The sequence below is a fragment of the Bacillus sp. MBGLi79 genome (genome assembly GCF_002953915.1).
Window position 1 is genome coordinate 4,512,726 of record NZ_CP026521.1, and the last position, 22,719, is coordinate 4,535,444.

Consider the following 22,719-nt stretch of genomic DNA (forward strand, 5'->3'; position numbering starts at 1 on the left):
TGCATCATCCTTTACTATCTTTTTTCGGGTCCCATAAATACGATTTCGTATGTTCGAGCCAAGCTCTGGCGGCAAACGGCAAGTAGCGGTCCTTTCTCCAAATAATGGCGAGATGCCAAGGGATGACCGGATCGATAAGCGGAATGACTTTCACTTTTTCCGGGTCAAGTCCGCGGCAAATTCGTTCCGGCAAAAGCCCGATCCCAAGGTTGGCTGATACCATCTCACTAATAAAATCCCATTGTGAGGTTTCATAAATGATATGAGGCCGGAATCCAGCCTTAATACATTCCGTCATAATTCGGTTGTGCAGGACAAAATCCTCCCTGAAGAAAATAAAAGGCTCGTCCTTCAACTCACGCAGCTGACATTCTTTCTCATCAGCCAGCCGGTGGGAAGGGTGAACGACAAGCATTAAGGTTTCTTTTACGATTGTAAACGAATGAAAGATGTCTTCGTTTGCGGGAAGGACCACAACGCCGATATCAAGAGAGCCGTCCCCGACACCTTCTTGGACTTTTATAGAACCGTCTTCGACTAGTTGAAAGGTGACATTCGGATAGTTTTCACGGAAATCGCCGAGCACTCTCGGGAAAAACCCCGAGCCGATCATCGGCGGCAGTCCAATCCGTACGTGCCCTTTCTTGACTTCCATAATATCATTTAATTCTGACGTCAGGTTTTGAAATGATTTAATAATTTCCTGCGCCTGCACATACATGCTATGGCCGGCGTCTGTCAGTTCCACCTGCCTGCCGTTTCGGTAAAACAGTTCAATCCCGAGCTCTTCTTCTAAATTTTTGATCATTTTTGATATCGTCGGCTGAGAAACATAAAGGGATTGGGAAGCCTTCGTAAAACTTTTTAAACGGGCGACTTCCAAGAAATATGTTAAATGGCGGATATCCATGTGCTTCACCCTTTCTATAGACAAAAGGAATACTTCTTATTCTTAATATATATTTTACCTATAGCGAGACCTTATGTACAATATGAATATAAGGGAGGCATCAATATGAAAAAACTGTTGCTAACCGTTATTCAAATCGCTCTGTTATTTATATTTGCTCGGCTGATTAATTGGGTGACAGCCCTTCTTCATATAAATATTCCCGGCAGTATAATAGGGATTGTGATTCTTTTCACATTATTGCACTTTAACATCATCAAGCTGGAATGGATAGAGCTTGGTGCAGCGTGGCTTCTCGGGGAGCTGCTTTTATTTTTTATCCCGTCTGCCGTCGGAGTGATTGAATACGGAGACATTATGTCGAAATTTGGTGTCAGCATTCTGCTTGTTGTCATCATCAGCACGTTTGTCGTGATGGTGTCTACAGGAACGCTTACACAACTTATTGCAAAAAGAAAGGAGAAAAAGCATACGTGTTCATCGGAATTGTAAGTTTGTTTTTAACGGTTTTGGTGTATTTAGGAGCAAAAAAGGTCTATCAACGCTTTCCGCGTGTTTATACGTCGCCGCTCTTGCTGACGCCCGCTGTGTTAGTCGGTCTGCTGCTGCTGGTGAATGTCCCGTACGAGTCCTATAATCTCGGCGGCGGTTTGCTGACCGATATGCTTCAGCCGGCCACCGTGGCATTCGCGATCCCGCTATATAAATATTTCCCTGTTTTAAAGAAATACGCAGTGGAAATTATTTTGAATGTGGCTGTCGGTTCATGCATCGCGATTATTTCTACCGCTCTTATTGCGAAATGGCTTCACCTCGGCACCGGCTTAATTGACAGCCTCGTCCCGAGATCAGTGACAACGCCGATCGCGATGAACGTATCTGAAATGATCGGCGGAATGCCTGCCGTCACTGCCGTGTTTGTGATTTTAACCGCTTTGTTCGGCACGGTGATCGGCCCGATGGTCATCCGCTATTTCCGCATTGATAACGAAATCGCACGAGGCGTGCTGCTCGGCACAAGCGCGCACGGAGCGGGAACGTCAAAAGCATTTGAGCTCAGCTCTGTGTCCGGCACGATTTCAAGCGTGTCGATGATCCTAGCTGCGATTATGACGCTTTGCGCGGCGCCGTTTTTGCTTTCATTTATGTAAAACTGTCCTTTCACGGGCAGTTTTTTTATGTGCTTCCACTTATTGAAAAGCTGGCGAATTCCAATATAATGTATTTGTGGATACCAAAGGAGGCACCCTGATGCACAACTTGCAGGTGAGACGGCATTATGCCGCGTTAAAAGGATTTTATTTGTTTGCTTTTCTCGGTACGGGCAGCATGATTCCCCTACTCAGTATGTATTTAACGAAGGAACAGCATTTAAGCGGATCACAGGTCGGCTTGATCATGTCACTGGGCCCGATTGTGATGATTTTCTTTCAGCCGTTTTGGGGCATGCTGAGCGACTATACACAAAAAACGAAAAGCTTGCTGGCGGTTTGCACATCAATCACAGGCATCATTGGACTAGGCTATATTGCATTTGACAGCTTTCCTCTGTTTATTTTGATTGCGGCCTGTTTTGCAGCCTTTCAAAGCACGATTATCCCACTTTCGGACAGCATTTCACTAAGGTACACACAAGAAACAAACGGCAATTATGGCGGAATCCGCCTGTTTGGTTCTCTCGGCTTCGGCGTCGCGGTGTTTGTGATGGGACAGGTGACGAATCAGCTGTATCCCATTCATGTGATCTTTATCTTCGGCTGTGCCTTTCTATGCATTGCCGCCATATTGGCTTCTCAAATGCCGGGCCAGCAGAAAACGAAAACAAAGGTCAATATCCGCAAAGGATTCCGAGAGCTTATCAGCAACAAAACTTTCCTCATCTTTATGATCATCACTTTTACGACATTTGCTCCAAACTTAGCAAACAATACGTATTTTAGTCTTTTTCTGGACAAAAGCGGCGCGTCACTTTCCGCTATCGGCATTTTATTTTTCATCGGTGTCATTTCAGAAATTCCATTTATGAGATTCGCCCAAACATTTATAGATAAAATGGGGCTGCTCAACGTCATTATGCTGTCAGGCGGAGTCTCATTATTCAGGTGGGCGCTCTATTTCACGGCGCCTTCACTATGGATCATTTATGCGACGGTCTTTCTTCAGGGAGTGGCCATCGGTTTATTTATCCCGGCAGCGCTTCAATATGTGAAAAAGATTACCCCAAGACACGTTGAAGCGACGGCACTGACCATGTACGCCGCCATTGGCAACGGGTTCGGCAACTGGTTCTGCACATTTGCAGGCGGGTACATTTTTGACTACGTGTCGATTTTCGCGGTCTACTTGCTTTTTGGCATTCTGAGCATAGCAGGCTTTGGCCTGACATTATATTTAATGAAGGCTGAAAAAAACAAAAATACACTTCATCAGCCGGCTGTTACTTTTAAACCATAATGACTATAATGAACAATAGAAAGGATGTGCGTTATGAACGGGCAAGAGCGAAACAGCATTTCGAAAGGGTTGCAGGTTGATATTGTATTGAAAGCAGATCAAAAAACAGGAAAACTGACGAGAGGGACAGTGAAGGATATTTTGACGAAATCAAACTTTCATCCGCATGGCATTAAGGTCCGTCTTGAAGATGGCCGCATCGGCCGCGTCCAGCAGATCATTTCTACATAAAAAAGCTGCCCCCGAACAGGGCAGCTTTTTCGTTATTTTTTCTGCAGAAAGACCACTTTCAGATAGTTGCCTTCCGGAAATGCCGAAATCGTTTTGAAATCCTCCGGCAGTGTAAATTCCTCAATAATCGTGTAGCGTTCATTTGTTTCTTTAAAGGCGGCATCGATAAAGCCTTTGAATTTCTTCATGCCAAAGGCGCTGCTGTTTGTAGAGGCTACAATGACACCCTTGTCAGCTGTGATGGCGATCGTTTCCTTCAGCAGGTTTTTATAATCCTTGGCCGCGCTGAAGGTGCGTTTTTTTGTACGCGCAAAGGAAGGCGGGTCGAGGATAATGAGATCAAAGCGCAGATCCTTTTTTGCAGCATATGAAAAATAGTTAAACACGTCCATCACTTTAATGTCGTGCGCTTCGTAATCCAGCTTGTTCACGCTGAATTGCTCGATCGTTTTGGCCAGGCTTCGATTTGCCACGTCCACGCTTGTTGTTTTCTCCGCTCCGCCAAGCGCCGCTGCCACGGAGAATGCACCCGTATAAGAAAACGTATTTAAAACGGTTTTCCCTTTTGCATAGCGGTCTCTGATTGCCTTGCGCACATGTCTTTGATCCAAAAAGATGCCCGTCATGGCGCCCTCATTCAGATCCACCGCGTATTGAATGCCATTCTCCTGGATGATGATCGGGAACTCGCCTCTTTTCCCTTTCACGAAGTCATCGTCTTCAACGTATTGTCCAGCCGTGTCGAAGCGTTTTTTCTCGTAAATCGCTTTATAATCAAGATTCATCTCATCCAAAGCGGAAATCAGCATATCTTTAAAGGTGTAAATGCCCTTGCTGTACCATTGTACCAGCAGATAGCCGTCATAATAGTCGATGGTGACGCCCCCGACACCGTCGCCCTCACCATTGAACAGGCGGAAAGCCGTTGTATCTTGAGCCTCAAATAGTTTGGCGCGCGCTTGGGCCGCTTTTGTTAATTTGGTGAGAAAAAAGGCTTGGTCAATCTGTTCATGTTTATTGCGGGTAAGCGTCCAGCCGACCCCTTTGTTTTGCAGGCCATAATAGCCCCGCGCGAGAAACTCGCCGCTCTCAGCCACGATATCAACGAGGTCTCCTTCTTTCATGTGCCCCGCACTCCCTGCGAGAGCTTCTTTTTCGATAAGGGGATAGCCTTTTTTGATTTTGGCAGCGTGTGCTTTCTTTAGGGTGAGTAGCTTCATATATGTCGTCCTCTTTCTGTTTGCTTTCTCTTATCGTACCACAAAACGCCAAGATGTCTGCATTGACAGAAAGGAAAGGTTTTTCTACGATAGACAAAAAGAGTTACGAGGAGGAGCAGCATGCCAAAACGAATTGACCATACAGGCATCATGGTAAGAGATATTAACGCGTCTATCACATTTTATGAAGAGGTACTCGGCATGAAATTGAAGGATCGCATCACGCACACGAACGGTGTTATCGAGCTTGCTTTTCTCGGCTTTGAAGACGGCCCGGAAACAGAAATCGAACTGATTCAAGGCTACAGCAGTGAGCTTCCCTCCGAAGGAAAAGTGCACCACATTGCCCTGCTGACGGATGACATCGCGGCTGAATATACAAAAGCGGAAAGAATGAACGCGAAATTTATTGATGAGGAAATCACAACACTTCCAAACGGATACCGTTATTTCTATATCGAAGGCCCTGACGGTGAGTGGATTGAGTTCTTTCAGCGGTAAAAAATAACGAACGTACATACTATGATGTACGTTCTTTTTTATCTGTACCAACTGATATGCGTCGACTCATCGCAAACCATCACTTCCCAGCCCATACGCTGAACCAGGTCATTGATGTTTTTATCTTTTGCTAAAAAGACATTAATGAATGAGTCATATACGCTCATAAACACAAACCCCATTTTCTCATCAGTCAAAACGAGCTCTGCCGCGGCTTCATCAAGAACCGTTCGCAAGTTCGCCTCAGTTATGTCCAAAAAGCCGCTGTTTTCCACAATCGGTTCTGCGTAATAAAACCGATTAGATCCGTTCATACCTAACACCTTTATCAAACCCGGAATGTGGAAATTTGAAATATGATCCTCACTGGGATAATATAGGTCTCCATTTATGTTTTCATGTAAAAGCTCAGCCAAATCCTCTCTCGCGCACTCGTCCCTTAAGGCGCCTATCGATGTCATTAAAGCCAGCGCCAGCTCAGCATGTGTTTGCAAGCCGCAAGAGGACATAACCTTCTCCCAGGAAACAGCCTTACCTTTTCTTCTTATTTCATCATCGTTTGGATAAATATGCTCGTAATCATGTTTTCTCTTTGCTTTCTCCCATCCTTCAGGCATTTGGATAAAAGGAGAAAAAATAAGAGCAGCTGATGAGTATTCAACAGGTATTTGTTTTAAGATCGGTGATTCGTCATCGAACCATATATAATCTAACATGCGCACCTCCTTTACATATTCTAACATTTCCATTCGTTTGAAAGAAGATGATCAGCCCTATGACAGGCTGATCATCTATCACGTCACATTCTTATCTCCGGATTCAACCGCACTCTCTTCCCGCCATTTTTGATGATCCCATATTCTGAAAAACGGATAGTAGATAGCACAGGTGATCAGCAGATTCACCAGCTGCATAACGGCGCCCGAGACCTTGCCGCCTGTCGCCAAATAGCCTGATATGAGCGGCGGCATCGTCCATGGCACGGCGATTCCGGCCGGCCTCGCCACCAATCCGGTGCTCATGCCGATATAAGTTGCGGTAATCGTAAGGAGTGGCGCGATGATGAATGGAACAATGAGAAGCGGGTTCATGACAATCGGCATGCCGAAAATGATCGGCTCGTTGATATTAAAAAGCGCGGGCCCAATCCCTAATCGGCCAAGCTGCTTCATTTGTTTGCTGCGAGACCGGACAAGCATCGTCAAGACAAGCGCCAGCGTCGCTCCGCTTCCGCCGACATTGATCCAAATTTGAAAAAACTGAGTCGTAAAAATGCTCGGCAGCGCCTCGCCCGCTTGGAAGGCGAGACGGTTGGCATCCATCGCGCCGTACCAAATCGGCGCCATGATCCCGCCAATGATGGAAGCCCCGTGAATCCCGCACGACCAAAGCAGCATCTGCACAAATTCAGCAATCAGGCTTCCGCCGAGACTGCCACCGAGGATGGAAAGCGGTGTGCCAAGCAGGTCTCCTACGACATTGTGCAGGCTCTGAAAAGGTGTCATTTCAATCAGAAGACGCGCCAGCCACACGAGAAACACAATGATAAAGCCGGGGATCAGCGCGACAAACGATTTGCTTACCGCAGGCGGCACACCGTCTGGCATTTTGAAAACGATATTCTTTTGAATAATATATCGATAGATTTCGGTTGAAAACAAAGCGATCAGCATGGCGACAAATAAGCCTTTGCTGCCGAGCAGCGTGATCGGGATTCCGCCCCCTACCATGATGGACTCCGTTGAGCCATCCGGGGTAAACGGCACCTCAAACGGCGTTGCCAATAGAAATGCGGCAATTGAAATCGCTCCGGCCGAAAGGGCATCAACACCATAGCTTTCCGCCAGCCGATAGGCGATCCCGAAAGCGGCGATCATCGCCATAATATCAAACGAAGCATTGACGGGATATCCGAGCTTATCAGCCCACTCCTTCCCAAACACACTCGCCATGAAATCAGCATACCCCGGAATCGGCAGGCTCGTTAAAATCAAGAAGACAGACCCGATAATAATCAGCGGCATGGTCAGGATAATTCCGTCACGCAAAGCGCTGAGGTGCCGCTGTCCGGCAATTTTTCCGGCGACAGGCATTATTTTTTCTTCCATTACCCGAGTGAATGCGCTCATCTGAAAAGCCCCCTTTTCTCATTGCTTTGTAAACAACCTCCGCAATGTTTTCTTTATCTTATTTTGAAAACGCTTACAAATTCATTTGGAAAATTTCCTCTTCTTGCGGAAAAAATCTGCATTTTGCTAAACAACCCTGCCCATGAAAATTTTTTCCCTTCTTACTATCAATCTCTCTTTTTTTCTCCGATATATATATCAAACATCATAGAAAAAGGAGATGAATCATGAAAAACATGTCTTGCAAACTTGTTGTATCAGTCACTCTGTTTTTCAGTTTTCTCGCCATAGGCCCTCTCGCTCATGCGCAAAACAGCAGCGAGAAAGAGGTCATTGTGGTTTATAAAAACAAGGCCGGAAAGGAAACCATCCTGGACAGCGATGCTGATGTTGAAAAGCAGTATAAGCATCTTCCCGCAGTAGCAGTCACAGCAGATCAGGAGACAGTAAAAGAATTAAAGCAGGATCCTGATATTTTGTATGTAGAAAATAACGTATCCTTTACCGCAGCAGACAGCACGGATTTCAAAGTGCTGTCAGACGGCGCTGACACCTCTGACAACTTCGAGCAATGGAACCTTGAGCCCATTCAGGTAAAACAGGCCTGGAAGGCAGGACTGACAGGAAAAAGTGTCAAAATTGCCGTCATTGACAGCGGAATCTCCCCCCACGATGACCTGTCGATTGCCGGCGGGTATTCAGCTGTCAGTTATACCTCTTCTTACAAAGATGATAACGGCCACGGAACACATGTCGCAGGGATTATCGGAGCCAAGCACAATGGCTACGGAATTGACGGCATCGCACCGGAAGCACAAATATACGCGGTTAAAGCGCTTGATCAGAACGGCTCGGGGGATCTTCAAAGCCTTCTCCAAGGAATTGACTGGTCGATCGCAAACAGGATGGACATCGTCAATATGAGCCTTGGCACGACGTCAGACAGCAAAATACTTCATGACGCCGTGGACAAAGCATATGAACAAGGCGTTCTGCTTGTTGCAGCAAGCGGGAATGACGGAAACGGAAAACCAGTGAATTATCCGGCGGCGTACAGCAGTGTCGTTGCGGTTTCGGCAACAAACGAAAAGAATCAGCTTGCCTCCTTCTCAACAACTGGAGATGAAGTTGAATTTTCAGCGCCGGGAACAAACATCACAAGCACTTACGTAAACCAGTATTATGCGACAGGAAGCGGGACATCCCAAGCGACACCGCACGCCGCTGCCATGTTTGCTTTGTTAAAACAGCGGGACCCTGACGAGACAAACGTCCAGCTTCGTGAGGAAATGCGGAAAAACATCGTTGATCTTGGTACCGCAGGCCGCGATCAGCAATTTGGCTACGGCTTAATCCAGTATAAAGCACAGGCAACAGATTCAGCGTACACGGCAGCAGAGCAAGCGGTGAAAAAAGCGGAACAATCAAAAGCACAAACCGATATCGACAAAGCGCGGGAACTCGTCAGCCAGCTGCCGGACTCCGACGCCAAAACTGCCCTGCAAAAAAGACTGGATAAAGTACAGTCATACAGAAATGTAAAAGATGCGAAAGACAAAGTCGCAAAGGCAGAAAAGTACAAAACACAGCAAACCGTTGATACAGCACAACCTGCCATTAACAAGCTGCCGAACGGAACAGACAAAAAGAACCTGCAAAAACGGTTAGACCAAGTTAAACGCTACATCGCATCAAAGCAGGCGAAAGACAAAGTTGCGAAAGCGGAGAAAAGCAAAAAGAAAACAGATGTGGACAGCGCACAATCAGCAGTTGGCAAGCTGCCGGCAGGTTCAGAAAAAACGTCCCTGCAGAAACGCCTTGCCAAAGTGAAAAGCACCAATTTGAAAACAGCGCAGCAATCCGTCTCCTTCGCTGAAAAGACATCAACTGATGCAAATGCGGCAAAAGCACAATCAGCTGTCAATCAGCTTCAATCAGGCAAGGACAAAACAGCATTGCAAAAACGGTTAGACAAAGTGAAGAAAAAAGTGGCGGCAGCTGAAGCAAAAAAAGTCGAAACGGCAAAAGCTAGGGTAAAGAAAGCGGAGAAAGACAAAACAAAGAAATCGAAGACATCCGCTCAGTCTGCAGTGAACCAATTAAAAGCATCCAATGAAAAAACAAAGCTGCAAAAACGGCTGAACGCCGTCAAAGCGAAAAAGTAACCAAAACCCTTTAAGACTTGCATACCAGGTCTTAAAGGGTTTTTATCTTCTTAGAACACCGCACACAACCTTTTTCCCATCCATCGCACAGGCTTTTCATACTATTGCTATACAGCCATGAACAGCATAAAATGAACGTTATTACAGTTATCACCACATATGGCGGGATTGTGACTGGGCAGGCAGGCAAGACCCAATGATGCAAAGGGAGTATTAGTGCCTAAAAAAGCAGGGCATTTTAACTCTTCTTTTCGTGTTGGTCTCATAACGGCGCCTTGGACAACAATTCCTATACTAATGCTCCGTCACCGACGCGGGCATTTTTGTCATTTTCAACCGGTATTTCTCACTTTTTTCATTTTGATTGTCAACTTTTCATTTGATACGATGAACAAGCCGACTTTTCTTCAGCAAAGGAGGTTTTGATTGCTTGCATAATGAGATTGCAAAAGACTTACTGCTGCTAGCAGGAGGAAAAAACAACATTATCAGCATCAGCCATTGTACGACCCGTCTTCGTTTTGATGTAAAGGACGAGACGAAAATTGATATACGTGCCATTGAGAACCTGCAAGGTGTGCAGGGCACCTTTTTCCGATACGGACTATTCCAGATTATTTTCGGAGCAGGCGTCGTCAACAAAATATATAAAGAAGTCGTTCAAGTGTGGGAGGCCGCGCCTTCTGAAGAGCCTGTTCACCAGAAAAAAGCCAGCCGGAAGCTGAACCCTGCCGCAGCTTTTGCGAAAACACTGTCTGATATTTTTGTGCCGATTATTCCGGCAATAACAGCAAGCGGCCTGCTCATGGGGCTGATTGGCATGATTAAGGTGTTTCACTGGTTCGCTGCCGGCAGCCCATGGATTAAAATGCTCGACCTCGTGTCCAGCACAGCCTTTATTTTGCTGCCGATTTTAGTCGGCTTCAGTGCCGCACGGCAATTTGGCAGCAACCCATATCTAGGGGCAGTGATCGCGGGGCTTTTGACGCACCCTGATCTGCTGGACCCGTCTATGCTCGGCAGCAAAACCCCGTCTTCTTTAGATATATGGGGGCTTCACATCCCGATGATGGGCTATCAGGGTTCCATCATACCGATTCTTCTCTCCGTTTTTGTCATGAGCAAAATTGAGAAGCTATTAAAAGCGATTGTGCCGAAGTCACTTGATGTCGTGATCATTCCCTTTATTACGGTCATGGTGACAGGGTGCCTCGCGCTGATTGTGATGAATCCCGCCGCTTCTATCGTCGGCCAAATCATGACACAATCGATAGTCTATATTTATGATCACGCCGGCATTGCCGCCGGAGCCCTTTTCGGCGGCATCTACTCTACTATCGTCCTATCTGGCTTGCATCATAGCTTTTATGCGATTGAAGCAACGCTGCTTGCGAATCCGCATGTCGGTGTCAACTTTTTAGTGCCGATATGGTCGATGGCGAATGTGGCCCAGGGCGGAGCGGGGCTTGCGGTATTCCTCAAAACGAAACAATCAAGCCTGAAAAAAATTGCGCTCCCCGCTTCTCTGACCGCGTTTTTAGGCATTGTTGAACCGATTGTATTCGGGGTGAATCTCAAACTGATCCGTCCCTTTATCGGTGCAGCCATCGGCGGTGCTATTGGCGGAGCGTACGTAGTTGCGGTACAAGTTGTGGCAAATTCCTACGGGCTGACAGGCATTCCGATGATTTCAATTGTGCTGCCGTTCGGCGCCGCGAATTTTGTTCATTATATGATCGGTTTTTTGATCGCCGCCGTCTCTGCTTTTATAGCTACATTGTTTCTCGGGTTTAAAGAAGAGACAGAATAACTGGATTTATTCGTTTTCATTCATAAAACGGGGGATGAAAGGACAAAAAAGCTATGAAAATTAAAAGAATCTTAAATCATAATGCTATCGTCGTAAAGGATCAAAATGAAGAGAAGATTCTCTTGGGTGCAGGAATTGGGTTCGACAAAAAGAAGAATGATATTGTTGATCCGTCAAAAATAGAAAAAACCTTTATCAGAAAAGATACAGCTGACTATAAGCAGTTCGAAGAGATTTTAGAAACATTGCCTGAAGACCATATTCAGATTTCTGAGCAAATTATCTCTCATGCCGAAAAAGAGCTGAACATCAAAATCAATGAGCGCATTCATGTCGCTTTTTCAGACCATCTTTCCTTTGCGATTGAACGCCTGAGCAATGGGATGGTCATTAAAAATCCGCTGCTGAATGAAATCAAGGTCCTTTATCCGAAGGAGTTCCAGATCGGCTTATGGGCCAGAGCACTGATTAAAGATAAACTGGGGATTCACATTCCAGATGATGAAATCGGCAATATTGCCATGCATATCCACACAGCAAGAAACAATGCCGGCGATATGACCCAAACGCTAGATATTACAACAATGATCCGTGATATTATCGAGATTATCGAAATTCAGCTGTCTATCAATATCGTGGAAGATACCATCTCCTATGAACGGCTCGTGACCCATCTCCGCTTTGCCATTCAGCATATCAAAGCGGGCGAATCCATTTATGAGTTGGACACAGAAATGATCGACATCATTAAAGAGAGGTTTAAGGATGCTTTCCTGTGCGCCCTTAGCATCGGCATCTTTGTGAAAAAGGAATACGGCTTTGAGTTTCCTGAAAAAGAATTGTGCTACATCGCCATGCATATTCAGCGGTTCTACCAACGGTCAGTCGCACGCTGAAGCAAACAAAAAAACGCTTTTGATCATCTCAAAAGCGTTTTTTATATCTATATTATTGGTTGATCGCCGGATTGCTGATCGTATTCCACTTCGTATACGACATGTAATGGAAATACTCATCGCGATATGGATGTTTTGTATTGGAGTTCCAAGGCTTTTCTCCGCCGCAGAAGTGCACGATTGCCGGGTTTTCTCTCGTTTCATTATATTGCTTCCGCCCTAACAGAGTCGGTGGGGTTTTCAGCTTTAACATGATATAGGTTTGAGCGTTCCAGCGCGGATGAAGTTCATACCACTGATCATACAAGATCGCATTCAGTGCATCTTGGTCGTGCAACACAAGAAAATCTTCGTCTGGGTGTTCATTGATAAAGTTGATGACTTTTTCTGTGATGTTTTGCTTTCTCCAAGACTCACAATCAATAATCATGATACCTGAGTTAAAATACTTCCCTGTATCAGTGATGTCCATTTCCTTCAGGCGTTCATGCTGCCCCGCATCCTCAACAGCGGCAACGGTGTATGGCGCAATGTCCAAGTCCCATAACTTTGAAATATCCTCTAGGACAAGCGCATCGCAATCGATGTAAATCATTCGTTTGATGCTTTCATCCTTAATTAAGTCGGGAATCGAAATACGGTAATACGCTGCTTTTGTAATATGGCTGCTCTCTACAGCATGTTCATACATGTTGGTATCCACTTCTAAAAACTCAATCGGCACGCCGAATTTCAAAGTAGTTTCTTCCAGTCTTTTTTTGTTATCAGGCTGAATTCCGCCATCAATGACGTATAATTTAACCTCTCTCTCCTGATCCATATTGGTCAATAAAGAAACGAACATCCCACCCAAATGACGAGCATAATTATCATCTGCGCATGATACGATATGCATGATTTCATCTTTCCTCAATGGTATTCATCTCCCTTTTTGTTGTACAAGTTACATACCCTTTTTCAAAAAAATAAACACGTTCTCCGACATTTTTTAAAACAGAATGTGTGATACAACAAAAAAGGTGTCATTTTTTGAAGATGCGATAAAGCCAATAAAGAATGAAAAAGCTGGCGATCGTGATGGCTTCAGCCGAGACGATATACCACGGCCATGGCCCGAGAACATCCAAGAGAGAGGATCCTCCCGGTTTTTTCGTCAAATACATATAATTCGCGCCAAGCCATCGATCAATCAGGTAAATGCAGACGCCGTACACATTGACAAGCAGGACAGTCACCCATAACGAGCGCTGGCCCATTCTGTATGTGCCAATCACCGCCATCAGCAGACAGGATAAAAACACGGACCCGTGCGAAATAAAAAAGAGGATATATCGGATATGCGGAAAAGAATACATGCCGAGGTCGGGAGTGGCAAGAGCCTGAATCGAACTGCCAATGCCGGCAAAAAACAAAAATACAAACAGCTTTCTGCTTTTTGTCACTAGCATAATGGCTGACAAATACACCGACAGGTCACTAAGCTGGAGAGGCAATGAAGTGCGCACTGACCACCTGCCCGTGGCGATCATCCATATTTGATAGCCGATTTGCGAACCAAGCAAAAGAAACACAAACAAAAAACGCAAAAACCGGCTGGCCTTAGACCGTTTAATCCCATCTTGAAACAGAAACAACAGAACGGCCAAAAGAGCGATAATCGCTAGCGTTACCACATGCTCTGTCGAAAACAGATGAAATGGATCATGCTTATAGACGGATTGAACATACTTTTGCAAAACTGCACCCCCGTTTGCGGTTTTTTGTTTATTTTGGCGTTGTTTGGGCTTTTTTTATTCAACCGATATATGGGCTTGAAGTTCACATCAGACTCTGTTACAATTCGTTTCATAGCTAATGATTCTGATAATTTAAGGCAGGCCTAAAAAATGGAACGTTCACATCGACATCAGCAGCTTCGGAAGGAAGAACACGATACACTTTCTAAGCTCAAACAAATGCCCGTCGAGTCACTCAACCTGGAAGCCATTTCGATCGCTACGAATCTGTATCGGTCTGCGCAAAGGCTCCGTGTCAAAATGGAGACTGAGGTTCTTTCTTCCTATAACCTTTCTTGGACCGCTTTCTCCATTCTTTATGATCTATGGGTATGGGGAGCGCTCGAAACAAGAAAAATCGCTGAGCTGTCAGGGATATCTACAGCTACAGCAAGCAACGTGATCAAAACACTTGAAAAAAAGAGTTTTTGCCGTAAAAGCATCGACACAAGAGATCGGCGACTCGTGTTTGTCTCCATCACCGATTCCGGCAAACAAGCGATCGAAGAACTCTACCCTGAGTTTCACAAAGGGGAAACAGAGCTCATAGGGGGAATGACAAAGGACGAACAGAAAACATTGACAGGGCTGCTTAGAAAGGTAGCTGACAATCTTCATACACCATAAGCTTTGACAGGAATCCAGTAGGGTTTGTCTCCCTGTTCCAGAGAGCCGGCGGAAGGTGCGAGCCGGCGCACAGGCAAACGTGAATTACCTCCCCGAGCTTTCTTTGTGAACCTTAAAAGTAGCAAAGAACGGGAAACCGTTATTCGAATGAGCGGAAGACGATGTCTTCAACCAGGGTGGTACCGCGTGCATTGAGCCACGTCCCTTATCGGGATGGGCTCTTTTTTGTGTTTGTAAAAAAGGAGGAAAAGTGATGAAAACATTTGAACAGCTCACAGCAGCACAGCAAAAAGAAGTCGAAAGACAGCTTCAGCTTTACATGACAGGCGCCCACGAAGTCATACCGCCGGAGGAATTAAAGGCAAAGCTCGTGAAATCGATTTCGACAGGCACACCGCTCAAAATTAAACTTGGATTAGATCCGTCTGCACCAGATGTACATTTGGGCCATACGGTTGTGTTAAACAAGCTTCGCCAATTTCAAGAAAACGGCCACATTGTCCAGCTGTTAATTGGGGATTTCACAGGGAAAATCGGTGATCCGACCGGAAAATCAGCAGCAAGAAAGCAGCTGACTGATGAAGAAGTTCAACACAACGCCAAAACATATTTTCAGCAATTCGGAAAAGTGCTGGATCCTGAAAAAGTCGAGCTTCACTACAACTCGAAATGGCTGAAAACATTGAATCTGGAGGATGTCATTGAATTGGCAGGCAAAATAACCGTAGCCCGCCTGATGGAGCGCGACGACTTTGAAGAACGCATCGCCATGCAAAAACCGATCTCGCTTCATGAATTCTTTTACCCATTGATGCAGGGATACGATTCTGTCGTTCTCGAAAGCGATATTGAACTTGGCGGAACAGACCAGCATTTCAATGTCCTCATGGGCCGGCATTTCCAAGAACGATACAACAAAGAAAAACAAGTTGTCATCCTGATGCCGCTCTTGGAAGGCTTGGATGGCGTGGAGAAAATGTCGAAGTCGAAACACAACTACATCGGCATTGACGAACATCCAAACGACATGTACGGAAAAACGATGTCACTGCCCGACAGCCTGATGAAAAAATACATCCACTTGGCAACAGACTTAGAGCTTGAAGAGAAAAAACAGCTCGTGAAAGACTTAGAAACCGGCGCAGTTCATCCGCGTGATGCCAAAATGCTTTTAGCCAAAACAATCGTCCGAATGTATCACGGAGAGAAAGCAGCAGAAGCTGCCGAACACTCGTTTAAAACAGTCTTTCAGGAAAACAGCCTTCCTGATGATATTCCGTCTGTCCAATGGGAAGGCGAGAAAACAATCGCGATTGTCGATCTGCTCGTTACATTGAAGCTCCTCTCTTCGAAGAGCGAGGCGCGCCGCATGATTCAAAACGGAGGTGTACGCATCGACGGAGAGAAAATAACAGATGTTCACGCCAAAGCAGAGATAAGAGAGAATATGATCATCCAAGTCGGCAAACGCAAGTTTTTAAAGCTCCAATAGTCTGATATTCCGAAACGCTTATGACCCTTCATTCATAAGCGTTTTTTTGCAGGTATAAAGCACTGTCTTTTCAAAAACGCTCTCCATCTTGCAGGAAACTCCTTTAGCATCCCGAAATATTCCCCAACCATACATTTAGGGGAGGTTTATTTTTGATGAAAAAGCTTTTGACTGTCATGACGATGGCTGTTTTAACTGCCGGCACACTGCTCTTGCCGGCACAGAGTGTTACTCCTGCGGCGCACGCTGTACAACTATCAGATAGCGAGCGCGAGCTTCCATTCAAAGCAAAGCGTGCGTACTCTACCATTTCTCAGCTAAGTGAAGCAATCGGCCCCAGAATAGCCGGAACTGCAGCTGAAAAAAAGAGTGCCCTATTGATCACCTCATCAATGAGAAAATTAAAGCTTGATGTAAAGGTTCAACGATTCGACATTCCTGATCGCCTTGAGGGAACGCTGTCTTCAGAAGGACGCGATATTCTTCTCCAAGCGGCGTCCGGCTCGGCTCCGACTGAGGAACAAGGACTAACGGCTCCGCTTTACAATGCAGGCTTGGGCTATCAAAAGGACTTTACCGCTGACGCCAAGGGCAAAATCGCCTTAATTTCCAGAGGAGACCTGACTTATTACGAGAAAGCCAAAAATGCCGAAGCCGCTGGAGCGAAAGCTGTCATCATTTATAACAACAAAGAAAGCCTCGTACCTATGACGCCAAACCTGTCGGGAAATAAAGCCGGCATTCCGGTCGTCGGCATTAAGAAAGAAGACGGCGAAGCACTTACCCAGCAAAAAGAAGCCACTTTAAAACTAAAAGCATTCACAAACCAAACCTCCCAGAACATCATCGGAATCAAAAAACCAAAGAATATCAAACATCCAGACATTGTGTACGTGACGGCCCATTACGACAGTGTTCCTTTTTCGCCCGGAGCAAATGACAACGGCTCAGGAACCTCTGTTATGCTGGAGATGGCGCGTGTCTTAAAAAGCGTTCCATCTGATAAAGAAATCCGCTTCATCGCTTGCGGCGCTGAAGAGCTCGGTTTGCTCGGCTCCTCTCACTATGTAGATCAACTATCCGAAAAAGAGCTGAAACGAAGCGAAGTGAACTTCAACTTAGATATGGTAGGCACAAGCTGGGAAAAAGCGTCTGAGCTGTATGTCAACACATTGGACGGCCAATCGAACGCTGTTTGGGAATCCAGCCACACGGCCGCTGAAAAAATAGGGTTTGACAGCCTGTCTCTGACACAGGGAGGATCATCTGATCACGTGCCATTCCACGAAGCCGGCATTGATTCCGCCAACTTTATTTGGGGAGACCCGGAAACAGAAGAAGTTGAGCCATGGTATCATACCCCCGAAGACTCGATCGAACATATCAGCAAGGACCGCCTCCAGCAAGCAGGCGACCTTGTGACAGCCGCTGTCTATGAGGCTGTGAAAAAAGAGAAGAAACCGAAAACCAATAAGAAACAAATGAAGGCCAAAGCATCTGACATTTATGAAGATATCAAATAAAAAAAAAGACGGCTTGGGTGCCGTCTTTTTTATAATGATCAGCTGTTTAGCCGTCTATAAGTAAAGCTTTCAGTTTATCAACTGTATTTTCTTTTTCTAACGGCCGATAAATGGTCAGTTTCAAATCAGGAGAATCGTATATTTGTAATGTCATATGCTCCATCACCATTGTTCCGGCTGCCGGGTGATGAAGTACTTTTTCTCCTGCGTGTGTGCCTAATACTTCATGGTGGTTCCACCATTTTTTAAATTCCGGGCTTATTTCAGTTAACTCATCGATCAGCTCTTTTATCCATGCTTCCCCAAGAAACCGGCTGGCTGTCGATCGAAACTGTGCGATCAGTTTTTTGGCGTGGCTTTCCCAGTCGTCAAGCAGATTCCGATACTCCTTCGAGGTGAAACATCGCCATATGGCGTTTCTTTCCTTTCTGCTCATTTGGCCAAAATTGCCGAACACAGCACAAGCTGCTGTGTTCCAAGCAATAACATCCCACTTTTCGTCAGTCACATAAACAGGGCAATTGGTTAAATGATCAATAAAGTGCCGTACAGCCAGAGGAAGGCTTTTATTTTCTTCATCCTGATCATCTAAAGGAACATGATGGCCCGCCAACAGAAAGACATGGCGTTTTTCCTCGTAATTCAATTTGAGCACTCTCGATATGCTTTCCAGTACCTGTGTAGATACCCGAATATCCCTTCCCTGCTCAAGCCATGTGTACCATGTGACACCTATACCGGACAGCTGGGCTAATTCCTCTCTCCTCAAGCCTGTCGTTTTCCTTCTGGTGCCCATAGGCAATCCAAACTCTTGCGGAGAAATCTGTGCCCTTTTAAGTTTTAAAAACTCCCCTAGCTCTTTCCGTTTTTCTGCCATACTGTCCACATACACACTCTCCTTCTGCATAGAATTTCCTATTAGTATTCTACATAAAAAGGAGAAGGTTTTTATATTATTTGTTTCGTTCTGCAAATACTTCCGCGGCCACAGGAAGAATGGTATTCAGTGCATTCGGGAAACCTGAGTAAATAATCATCTGCATCATCACTTCTATGAGTTCTTCTTGTGTCCATCCGACATTCAGGGCTCCGTTAATATAGAATTTTAGCTGCTGGGTATTGCCCAATGCAGTTAATCCAGCAACGGTTGCTAATAATCTGGATTTCAGATCAAGACCTGGTCTTGAAAAAATCTGACCGTAGTTAAACTCCACAGCAAGCACACCAAGGTCAGGAGCGATGGAATGTTTAAAATTGTCCACGATCGCTTCATAGTTCTCCTCATCAATTTGTTTCAGAATATCTAACCCTTTTTTATAACGTTCACTTGTTTGCACCAGCTTCTATCTCCCTTCCAATATCGCTTTTTTAGTCGTACGATTTATGGTAATCCTTGAACTGAAGGCAATACCGACCATGATCATCCCCACAATACAAACGCCGTTCCAATGAAACAGCATCCAGACTGCACCCCCTGCATACGATCCCAAGGCGCCGCCTAAAAACGTGCTGACCATAAAGATGCCATTCAATCTGCTTCTCATTTCAGCCGACAATTGGAAAATCTCCGCCTGACACGCCACCTGATTCGCCTGAATGCCCATGGTGATGAATAAAGCGCCCAATACAATCACAATCAATGAAGTCTGGCCTGCCATTAATAAAACAAATGACAATAAGGTAAAAGACATACAAAGCTTGTTGGAAAAAGCAGCTCCTTTTTGATCAATAATCCGGCCGATCAGCGGAGTCGCAAAAGCCCCGCCAATTCCCACCAAACCGATTGTTCCGGCAGTCTGGCTGCCAAACGAAAATGGAGGTTCACTCACCATAAACACTAACGCCGTCCAAAATAAACTGAAGGCCCCAAACATGAAGCCTTGGTTTACACATGCTTTTCTTAACACCTTCTCCTTGATCAAAAGGGGAAATAATGAAGAAATGAGTTTTCCGTAATAAAATGCATGTGTCCCTTTGCTTTTCGGAAAGCAGAAGTGAATGATCAACATAATGATGACGGCTGCTGCACAGGCAATCCAATACATCACGCGCCAGCCATAATGGGCATCTATCGCCCCGCTGACCACTCTCGCCCCTAAAATTCCGCAAACCAAGCCGATGGCTACGTTTCCGAGTACTTTCCCTCTGTTCCTGTCATTTGCTAAACCTGCCGCAAACGGCACAAGGATTTGAGGAATAATCGTAAAGAATCCCAATAATAAATTTGTGATCACTAGCCATGGAAAGCTTACAGCTAACGCTGAAGCGGCCGAACAAACCCCCACTAAAAATAGCAGGCTCACAATGAAGCGGCGGCGTTCAAATAGATCTCCCAATGGAACAAGCAGCAAGTTCCCCGCCGCATAGCCAATCTGCGCCAATGTAGCAATCATTCCAGCTTGTGCCGACGTCACATGAAACGTGCCTGCCATGCTGACAAGCAATGTTTGATTGATATAGACATTAGCTACAGTAAACCCGCAAGTCACCGCTATAAGAAAAATCAAACCTCTCGATAATGAAATGGAATGGTTCATGTTTACCTCCTTTCTTCATGCATGATAAAGCAGGTTCAATCATGGAAACAGAAGTGAGTTTATACTGGTATAAAAAGTACTACAAAGCAAAAAAGCGAAACCCTGTCAGGCTTCGCTTTTGTAAAACATTTTGTTAATCAATCCACTTCTTTCTTAATCCCCAGCATTTTCTCATCTAGGTAATGGGCGATTTCCGCGGCTTCCTTCAGCTCATCTGTTAATTGCTTAGGAACGTCATTGTTCAATTTATAGTAAATTTTATGTTCAAGGCTTGCCCAGAAGTCCATCGCGATCGTCCGGATTTGAATTTCTGCTTTGACATATTCCACACGGTTCGTTAAATTCACAGGCACCTCAATGATTAAATGCAGGCTTCGGTAGCCATTCGGTTTGGGTGTCTGGATATAATCCTTTACCTTTACGATTCTCAAATCTTCATGCTGCTTCAACACATTTACGACATTATAAATGTCAGAAATAAAGGAACAGATGATGCGCACGCCGGCAATGTCGTGAATATGCTCCTTCATTTCCCTCGTCGTAATTTCGCAGCCCTTTCTCATTAACTTATTCACGATGCTTTCAAAGCTTTTGACACGGGATTTTGTATGTTCAATCGGGTTGTGTCCGTGAATGAGGTTATATTCCTGGCTGATAATTGAGAACTTTGTATCGAGTGCATCTAGCGCAAATTTATAAACTAATAATTCATTTTTCCAATTTTCCATTACTGTTTTTAAATCGTCCATATGTGTTACAGATAAATCCATTTTCGTCATCTCCTTTAACGGAACTTTATCCGCTGTCCATGTACTAGACGTCCCTGTCAGCTGCAAGGTTCTATGAATTTTTTTACAAAATGCGGTCGATTGTAACAAAAAAGACCGCACGAAACGAGCGGTCTTTTTTTTATCGGAAATAGCTGATCAATAAACCGATTGAGAGCAGGAATCCGAAAAATGTATTTGTTTGGGCTGTTGATTTCATTGCGACAATCATATTCATCGGCATTTCTTTCTGGACGAAGCCCTTCACTGCCTGAACCGGCTTAGGCACGCTCAAAAAGACGACAAACAGCCAAGGGCTTGCGGCACCGGTAAGAACCAAGCCGACAACCCAAATATAAGCGACGGCAAACGACGCAGCTAACAGAGTAACAGCTCCCTTATGCCCCATCAAAATCGCCAATGTTTTGCGGCCGCCTTTTTTGTCCTCTTCAATATCGCGAATGTTGTTTGACAAATTAATCGCGCCGACAAGAATCGCAATCGGGATCGAGATCAAAATGCTTTGCGTGTTGATCATATCTGTCTGAATAAAAAACGAAATCAGCACAAACACCGAACCCATGCAAATGCCTGAGAATAATTCACCGAACGGCGTGTACGCGATCGGCAGCGGCCCGCCTGTATACAGGTAGCCGATTGCCATGCCGACGAGGCCGATCACAGCGAGCCACCAGCTGCTGCTGGCACAAATATAGACACCGAGCAGAATGGCAATCCCGTATGATGCGAGGGCTAATTGCAAAATCGTTTTGGGCTTCATTCCGTGGCGTACAATTGCCCCTCCGATTCCGACTGATTCTGCTGTATCTAACCCGCGTTTAAAATCATAGTATTCATTAAATAAGTTCGTCGCAATCTGGATCCATAGGCAGGAAAACAGCATAGCCAAAAACAGCAGCAGATCAACCTTCACATAAAACATCGCCAAAACGGTTCCGAGCAGCACAGGCACAAACGATGCGGTTAACGTATGAGGACGGGTTAACTGCCAAAGGATCTGCCCCATGCTTTCTTTTTGCGGCGCTGTCTGACCCTCACCCTTATTTGTTTGGTTCATCTTCCTCTTCCTTTCTATTAAAAGGCTTACTTTTTTTCAGCCGGCAGCTTAATAAAAAACTCCTTTTGCTTCCTTATCTATCATAATGACTTCTCCCTTATTTCACAAGATACCGCAAGAAGGCGTTTTCTTTCTTATTATACGCTTCCGCCCCGATTTCATTAGGTTTCTGCTTCCACTTGATCGAACAGGTACAGAAAAATTTTTTTAAGTACATTACGCTTTTTAAAAGTTAAAAAGATCTTTTGACTCCATGTATCTTTTCCTTTATTATGAATCAGCTCGAAACATTCCATTCTTGCCCCTGTAGGTATAAAGATTCATTTTTAAAAACAGACGCCGATATATTAATTTGAGGGAGTTTAGGGAAAAAATGAAACTTTTTGAGCATCTGATCGTCAAATAATCATGTGATTGTCGAAAAAACGGGAAGGGAATTTTTGATATGCTGCAATTAATGAAACAGCTGTATGAAAAACCCGCTGTCAAGTGGACATGTCATACAGGCTTTTATTTGATGATACTGCTTGTTTTGTTTTTTATGTATGGTTTTCACACCGCGAATACCGGTTCATATATTTATAACGATTTCTAATTGGAGAGA

24 protein-coding genes and 1 other annotated feature are annotated in these 22,719 nt (G+C 45.0%); of the genes, 12 read left to right on the forward strand and 12 right to left on the reverse strand.

Annotated elements, in window-relative coordinates; genetic code table 11:
* Positions 1 to 4: 4 nt before the first annotated feature.
* Positions 5 to 910: a cidABC operon transcriptional activator CidR gene (locus C1T29_RS23025; protein WP_040081438.1), complete on the reverse strand. Its 906-nt coding sequence runs from the start codon at positions 908 to 910 to the stop codon at positions 5 to 7.
* Positions 911 to 1,015: 105 nt separating this feature from the next.
* On the opposite strand from C1T29_RS23025, the gene C1T29_RS23030 reads away from it, so the two are divergent.
* The 4 genes from C1T29_RS23030 to C1T29_RS23045 all read left to right on the forward strand — a co-directional run bounded on the left by C1T29_RS23030 (position 1,016) and on the right by C1T29_RS23045 (position 3,595).
* Positions 1,016 to 1,402 (forward strand): CidA/LrgA family holin-like protein, encoded by a 387-nt coding sequence (locus tag C1T29_RS23030; RefSeq protein ID WP_003227375.1) that lies wholly within the window; start codon positions 1,016 to 1,018, stop codon positions 1,400 to 1,402.
* A complete protein-coding gene (locus C1T29_RS23035) occupies positions 1,384 to 2,061 on the forward strand; it encodes a CidB/LrgB family autolysis modulator (RefSeq protein ID WP_014665858.1) in 678 nt (225 codons plus the stop codon). The genes C1T29_RS23030 and C1T29_RS23035 overlap by 19 nt, the downstream gene beginning before the upstream one ends.
* 100 nt (positions 2,062 to 2,161) lie before the next feature.
* Positions 2,162 to 3,364, forward strand: coding sequence for an MFS transporter (locus tag C1T29_RS23040; RefSeq protein ID WP_014665866.1), 1,203 nt, complete (start codon positions 2,162 to 2,164; stop codon positions 3,362 to 3,364).
* 33 nt (positions 3,365 to 3,397) lie between these two features.
* A complete protein-coding gene (locus C1T29_RS23045) occupies positions 3,398 to 3,595 on the forward strand; it encodes a YwbE family protein (RefSeq protein WP_003227367.1) in 198 nt (65 codons plus the stop codon).
* Positions 3,596 to 3,627: 32 nt separating this feature from the next.
* Here the strand turns inward: C1T29_RS23045 and C1T29_RS23050 are convergent, their stop codons facing one another.
* Positions 3,628 to 4,815 carry a class I SAM-dependent rRNA methyltransferase gene (locus tag C1T29_RS23050; RefSeq protein ID WP_103749226.1) on the reverse strand — a complete coding sequence of 396 codons (1,188 nt, stop codon included), beginning with the start codon at positions 4,813 to 4,815 and terminating at the stop codon, positions 3,628 to 3,630.
* 120 nt (positions 4,816 to 4,935) lie between these two features.
* Here C1T29_RS23050 and glxA point away from each other — a divergent pair, with 120 nt between their 5' ends.
* The gene (gene glxA, locus C1T29_RS23055) at positions 4,936 to 5,316 is read left to right on the forward strand and encodes a glyoxalase GlxA (RefSeq protein ID WP_014665869.1); all 381 of its coding nucleotides are present in this window, start codon (positions 4,936 to 4,938) and stop codon (positions 5,314 to 5,316) included.
* A gap of 38 nt (positions 5,317 to 5,354) precedes the next feature.
* On the opposite strand, the gene C1T29_RS23060 is transcribed toward glxA, so the two are convergent.
* Positions 5,355 to 6,032: a DUF2711 domain-containing protein gene (locus C1T29_RS23060; RefSeq protein WP_103749225.1), complete on the reverse strand. Its 678-nt coding sequence runs from the start codon at positions 6,030 to 6,032 to the stop codon at positions 5,355 to 5,357.
* A gap of 78 nt (positions 6,033 to 6,110) precedes the next feature.
* Entirely contained in the window at positions 6,111 to 7,445 is a 1,335-nt protein-coding gene (celB, locus tag C1T29_RS23065; RefSeq protein WP_014665871.1) for a PTS cellobiose transporter subunit IIC, read from the reverse strand.
* Positions 7,446 to 7,672: 227 nt separating this feature from the next.
* Between celB and epr the strand changes: the two genes are divergently transcribed.
* The 3 genes from epr to sacY all read left to right on the forward strand — a co-directional run bounded on the left by epr (position 7,673) and on the right by sacY (position 12,316).
* A complete protein-coding gene (gene epr, locus C1T29_RS23070; RefSeq protein ID WP_103749224.1) occupies positions 7,673 to 9,610 on the forward strand; it encodes a minor protease Epr in 1,938 nt (645 codons plus the stop codon).
* Between the two features lie 430 nt (positions 9,611 to 10,040).
* The gene (gene sacX / locus C1T29_RS23075; protein ID WP_014665875.1) at positions 10,041 to 11,420 is read left to right on the forward strand and encodes a SacY negative regulator SacX; all 1,380 of its coding nucleotides are present in this window, start codon (positions 10,041 to 10,043) and stop codon (positions 11,418 to 11,420) included.
* A 53-nt stretch (positions 11,421 to 11,473) separates the two neighbouring features.
* Positions 11,474 to 12,316 carry a transcription antiterminator SacY gene (gene sacY, locus C1T29_RS23080; protein WP_095431096.1) on the forward strand — a complete coding sequence of 281 codons (843 nt, stop codon included), beginning with the start codon at positions 11,474 to 11,476 and terminating at the stop codon, positions 12,314 to 12,316.
* A 52-nt stretch (positions 12,317 to 12,368) separates the two neighbouring features.
* On the opposite strand, the gene C1T29_RS23085 is transcribed toward sacY, so the two are convergent.
* On the reverse strand, positions 12,369 to 13,229 hold the full coding sequence (locus tag C1T29_RS23085; RefSeq protein ID WP_014665877.1) for a glycosyltransferase family 8 protein: 861 nt from the start codon (positions 13,227 to 13,229) through the stop codon (positions 12,369 to 12,371).
* 109 nt (positions 13,230 to 13,338) lie between these two features.
* On the reverse strand, positions 13,339 to 14,052 hold the full coding sequence (locus C1T29_RS23090) for a YwaF family protein (protein WP_071582427.1): 714 nt from the start codon (positions 14,050 to 14,052) through the stop codon (positions 13,339 to 13,341).
* A gap of 150 nt (positions 14,053 to 14,202) precedes the next feature.
* On the opposite strand from C1T29_RS23090, the gene ywaE reads away from it, so the two are divergent.
* From ywaE to ywaD, 3 genes are all read left to right on the forward strand, one after another.
* Positions 14,203 to 14,718: a tyrZ transcriptional regulator YwaE gene (ywaE, locus tag C1T29_RS23095; RefSeq protein ID WP_071582428.1), complete on the forward strand. Its 516-nt coding sequence runs from the start codon at positions 14,203 to 14,205 to the stop codon at positions 14,716 to 14,718.
* Positions 14,713 to 14,927, forward strand: a binding site (T-box leader). It overlaps the preceding gene by 6 nt.
* A gap of 41 nt (positions 14,928 to 14,968) precedes the next feature.
* Positions 14,969 to 16,210 (forward strand): tyrosine--tRNA ligase, encoded by a 1,242-nt coding sequence (gene tyrS / locus C1T29_RS23100; RefSeq protein ID WP_095431094.1) that lies wholly within the window; start codon positions 14,969 to 14,971, stop codon positions 16,208 to 16,210.
* Between the two features lie 155 nt (positions 16,211 to 16,365).
* A complete protein-coding gene (gene ywaD, locus C1T29_RS23105; RefSeq protein ID WP_103749223.1) occupies positions 16,366 to 17,733 on the forward strand; it encodes an aminopeptidase YwaD in 1,368 nt (455 codons plus the stop codon).
* Positions 17,734 to 17,779: 46 nt separating this feature from the next.
* On the opposite strand, the gene C1T29_RS23110 is transcribed toward ywaD, so the two are convergent.
* The 6 genes from C1T29_RS23110 to C1T29_RS23135 all read right to left on the reverse strand — a co-directional run bounded on the left by C1T29_RS23110 (position 17,780) and on the right by C1T29_RS23135 (position 22,411).
* Positions 17,780 to 18,619, reverse strand: coding sequence for a helix-turn-helix transcriptional regulator (locus C1T29_RS23110; protein ID WP_095431093.1), 840 nt, complete (start codon positions 18,617 to 18,619; stop codon positions 17,780 to 17,782).
* Between the two features lie 67 nt (positions 18,620 to 18,686).
* Positions 18,687 to 19,070 (reverse strand): carboxymuconolactone decarboxylase family protein, encoded by a 384-nt coding sequence (locus C1T29_RS23115; protein WP_069150568.1) that lies wholly within the window; start codon positions 19,068 to 19,070, stop codon positions 18,687 to 18,689.
* 6 nt (positions 19,071 to 19,076) lie between these two features.
* Positions 19,077 to 20,270: an MFS transporter gene (locus C1T29_RS23120; RefSeq protein WP_103749222.1), complete on the reverse strand. Its 1,194-nt coding sequence runs from the start codon at positions 20,268 to 20,270 to the stop codon at positions 19,077 to 19,079.
* Positions 20,271 to 20,407: 137 nt separating this feature from the next.
* Positions 20,408 to 21,040 carry a GTP pyrophosphokinase YwaC gene (gene ywaC / locus C1T29_RS23125; protein WP_103749221.1) on the reverse strand — a complete coding sequence of 211 codons (633 nt, stop codon included), beginning with the start codon at positions 21,038 to 21,040 and terminating at the stop codon, positions 20,408 to 20,410.
* A 139-nt stretch (positions 21,041 to 21,179) separates the two neighbouring features.
* Entirely contained in the window at positions 21,180 to 22,115 is a 936-nt protein-coding gene (locus C1T29_RS23130; RefSeq protein WP_103749220.1) for a 1,4-dihydroxy-2-naphthoate polyprenyltransferase, read from the reverse strand.
* A gap of 161 nt (positions 22,116 to 22,276) precedes the next feature.
* Complete coding sequence (locus C1T29_RS23135) at positions 22,277 to 22,411, reverse strand: hypothetical protein (protein WP_052438131.1); 135 nt, start codon at positions 22,409 to 22,411, stop codon at positions 22,277 to 22,279.
* A 149-nt stretch (positions 22,412 to 22,560) separates the two neighbouring features.
* On the opposite strand from C1T29_RS23135, the gene C1T29_RS23140 reads away from it, so the two are divergent.
* Positions 22,561 to 22,710, forward strand: coding sequence for a teichoic acid D-Ala incorporation-associated protein DltX (locus C1T29_RS23140; RefSeq protein ID WP_003227330.1), 150 nt, complete (start codon positions 22,561 to 22,563; stop codon positions 22,708 to 22,710).
* Positions 22,711 to 22,719 lie beyond the last annotated feature (9 nt).